We start from the raw sequence: 3,114 nt of genomic DNA, 5'->3' as shown, positions 1-3,114 counted from the left end.
TTGACGTAACTGAACAGAGCGTTCTGTTTGTGGTCGGTGCCACGCATCGAGATTATTGATTTGTTGATTCGAATGGAATTATATCAGCCCTGAAATACCCGCCAATACTAGGATTTATCGTAAATCAACACCCTGCTAGAGTCGCCAGTTCGGTCAGCATCGTGAGGTCAATGACCCACACGACCTCTGTCCTTAATAGCTCCTGCACGATATCGTGGTTCTGGCTCCATCCGCTTCCGACCTCAAGCTTGGGTCCCTTGCTCGGCCAAGCACGCACGAGGTCGATGACGTCGCAACTGAGCCGCCGTGCGATTATTCCCAAAGGCGCCGGATGCTGTTTGTACAGGTCCAATGTCTGGGTAGCGAGCTCGAACCGCCTTTCAAGTTGACGCCTAATAACGGTTAGGTCGAGCGTGCCGTCCTCTGCGGTTCTTAGGGGCATCGCCGCCATGTACTTGCTCGGGCTAAGCGCCGTACTAATGCAGAGGTGGGAGGTCTCAATCAGACGGCGATGCGCGGAGCAAAGCTGCGCGACCGAGTATTTTCTCGTCTCACCGAAGTGGGTCACCTTCATCGAATCGTTCAGACGCAAACCGAACAATCGTTTGGCTTCCGGGCTAGTGGGGGAGACGAACTCGTCGGTGACTGGAAGTCCGTCAATGCCTTCCGGGTCAACGGTCAGACGGCGTTCATTCCCCTCAGCGTCGGCGAGCAGTACGGACGTGCCTGGTCCGACGACCTCCGGTATTTCTTCAAGCTCCTCAAGCGGCACCTCAGTGAGCAAGACGGCCGTGAGGTGCCCCGCCGCGGCTTCCGCGTCTCCCATGTGAAGGCGTCTTGTCCGGTAAAGGCGTCGCAAACCCTTCATTACATGGCCGTGCCGAATTTCGGCAGAGGCCAACTGAACAACTTGCTGAACAGAACCTGATAGTTCTTCCGGCGCATCTCCAATCACAGCTACGAGATTGGGCTGCTCGTTGTTTGCTGCAGCAATAATGCGAAGAAGCCAGGCAGTTGCCCGCTTCGGGTCAGCCGCCATTTCGTCCTCGGCGAGACGTCCGACCATCGGCCAATCCCCGGTGAGCTGGCTCAGCTCAAGCGCTAAGTGTCGAGCGTCCTGCGACTGCCGCCAGGCTGGCGACATCGTTTGGAGCAGTTCCCGGGCCCTGGCTCGCTGCCCAGTTTGCAAGTAGCAGGAGAGAAGGTCGGTATGGAGGGCTGAGAACGAACTTGCGGGCAGAATTCGCTCGTAGACGGCCGCTGCCTCAGCATAACGCTTAGTGTGAAACAATAATTGGGCACCGAGGTATCCTTCATTGAAGTCGGAGCTCTCCTTGGACAGCTCCGCCACTCGGTCGATATATTGCGCGGCTAGTTTCTTGTCACCTCCCGGCGCGCGGTGGCCTCTCGCAGCGAGCACAAGGTCAGTTATGGATGTGCCTGCCGGTGTGACCCCGGCCGCGTCTAACGCCTCCCGCAACTCCCCTGACCGACCGCTCCGCAGCATTGCCTCCCAGCGCATTAGGCGTAGAGTCCCGGTCAACTGTTCCCAGTCAGGAGAAACCGTTCTTCGCAGCCCCTCTGCGTGGACTGCTTCGACCTTCTCAAAATCCCCCGCGGCTAGAGCAGCCTGTCCATACGCCACAAGTCCGTCACTCGGAAGTTGTGGCAGCGATTTGACCAATCGCGTTAGCGCTTCCTGTGCACGCCCCAGGTCGCACAATGCCTCAATTTCGACCCGGTACAGCGAATCGGTGGATACTCCGCGGGCTCTGGCTTCCTCGATGAGCGCCACAGCCTCCTGGGGTTCCCCAATCAGCAAATAGGCATAGCCGAGATGCGTCAGCACCGCTGCTTGGGCCTGTGGACTTTGAACAGGCCACAACGACACAGACCGGTCGGCAAATGCCAAGGTCGCTTCACGGAGCAGGGCTAGGTGCTCCGGAGGCAACATGCGAAAGCCGACGTTGAGATTGTTCTGTGTGGCGAGCTGAAGGACATAGCGTAGGAAGGCCTCTTTCGTAAAGAACGAGACGTCTTCCTTGGTCAGCGCCACCTTCACCGTTTGGATGGCCGCTATTAGGTCGCCCGCGCGCTCTTGTGAGGTCGCCAATACTTGCCAAGCAAGAGCTTGCTGCTCATGGTCTTTTGGGATATCCGCCGCGGAAAGATTATCGCCATATAGAATCCGTGCATTGGCTGCCGACACCCAAACCGTCAGCGATTGAGGAAAGCGTTCTGTGGCTTCTTCGCCAGCGGCCACGGCTTCGGGGATTTCATCTTTAAGCATGTGGCCACGGATGCGGGCTGCCACAAATTTGTCTTCGTCGTCGCACAGGGTCGCTGACCTGATGAAATCATCCGCGGCCCCTTTCACGTCATCAGAAATATGCCACCTGCACATACCGCGCTGCAGATACCATCGCGCGCGCTGATGGTCGTCGAAATCTTTCATGTCGTGGCCCAAGACGTTCAGCTGGTCCATCGCGTCGCGGAAGCGGTACTCCTTCAGCAGGTCACTAATGTTGTCCAGATGGCGCGAGACGAACTTATTGAGCGAGCTAGCCCGAGCTGCAGGTACAGCGTCCGGATAGCTCGAACCGTGAAGTGGGGCGACAGCACCAGGCCCTAAGAGAGCTCCAAACGTGGGCATGCCTGACCCATGACCTTCAATGCCGGACAAAAGGCCAAGCTGGGCCAACCTCTGATGCTTACGCATTACGCGGAAGGTATGGAACTGTTTGCTCAGCTCAGCCCCAATATGGCGCTCGACCGTATTCAAGTCTATATCGCCACCGAGACCATTGAGTTCAACGCAGGCTTGCACCAGTTGAGCCCACACGCGACCGGTTTCGGAGTTTGGCACGTTAGCCAGAGCTAGGATTTGCTTCTGAAGCGCGACTTCACTTGTCGAATCTGAATCTAGGTCGTGTTGAATGAACTTAAGGTGCACGACGAATTGGTGTAGTTCGTCGGTAAGCCCCCGGCGAACCCGTCTTGCCGTTTCGCTCAGGTGCAGACGGCCGGCTGCCAGCGATGCGGCAGCAACTCCCCGATCTTGCTGTAGGGCTGCGTCGGCAGCCGTTCGAGCACATCCTTCAGGTACGCGAAGGG

The 3,114-nt window shown here is 57.5% G+C and carries 2 protein-coding genes; both read right to left on the bottom strand.

The window, feature by feature from the left end; all coding sequences use genetic code 11:
* Positions 1 to 124: 124 nt before the first annotated feature.
* Positions 125 to 2,842, bottom strand: coding sequence for a hypothetical protein (locus ROZ37_RS22035; RefSeq protein WP_312662881.1), 2,718 nt, complete (start codon positions 2,840 to 2,842; stop codon positions 125 to 127).
* A gap of 167 nt (positions 2,843 to 3,009) precedes the next feature.
* Positions 3,010 to 3,114 (bottom strand): transposase domain-containing protein (locus tag ROZ37_RS22030; protein WP_312660413.1); only part of this gene is annotated, 105 nt, incomplete at its 5' end.

The organism is Aromatoleum sp. (genome assembly GCF_032027225.1).
Lineage (GTDB): Bacteria > Pseudomonadota > Gammaproteobacteria > Burkholderiales > Rhodocyclaceae > Aromatoleum.
This window is presented reverse-complemented; position numbering and strand designations above follow the sequence as displayed.